1 protein-coding gene is annotated in these 509 nt (G+C 67.4%); it reads left to right on the forward strand.

Annotated elements, in window-relative coordinates:
- The coding region (locus J5M71_RS27285; RefSeq protein WP_207838648.1) for a FecR domain-containing protein at positions 1 to 469 on the forward strand (469 nt) is incomplete at its 5' end.
- Positions 470 to 509 lie beyond the last annotated feature (40 nt).

Raw genomic sequence — 509 nt, forward strand, 5'->3', positions numbered from 1 at the left:
GCCGTTTATCGTCGAAACCCGCGAAGGCAGCATGCGCGCGCTGGGCACGCGGTTTCTGGTCAAGCGCGAGGACGATGGCACACGCCTGAGCGTGTTGCAGTCGGCGGTCGCGGCCCATGCCCAGGCCAACCCGCAAGAACTGGTTCTGCGCGAAGGCCAGCAGGTGCTGTTGCGCAGTGACGGGCTGGGCTCGATTGCCGCCCTCGCCCCCGGCGCCGATGCCTGGACGCGCGGCATGCTGGTGGTGGACAACGCCCGGCTGGGCGATCTGGTGCACGAGCTGCGGCGCTATCGTCGCGGGCATCTGGGCGTGGCGCCGGAAGTGGCCGATCTGCGCATTACCGGCAGTTTTCCGTTGCATGACACCGACAAGGCACTGAGTGCATTGCTGCCGACTCTGCCGGTGCAGATCGAGCGGCATACGCCGTATTGGGTCACCGTGGCGAAGGCGCAGCCCTCCGCCCCTTGACATGATCGTTCCCACGCTCTGCGTGGGAATGCAGCCCGGG

It is taken from the genome of Pseudomonas sp. 43(2021) (genome assembly GCF_017490805.1).
Classification (GTDB): domain Bacteria; phylum Pseudomonadota; class Gammaproteobacteria; order Pseudomonadales; family Pseudomonadaceae; genus Aquipseudomonas.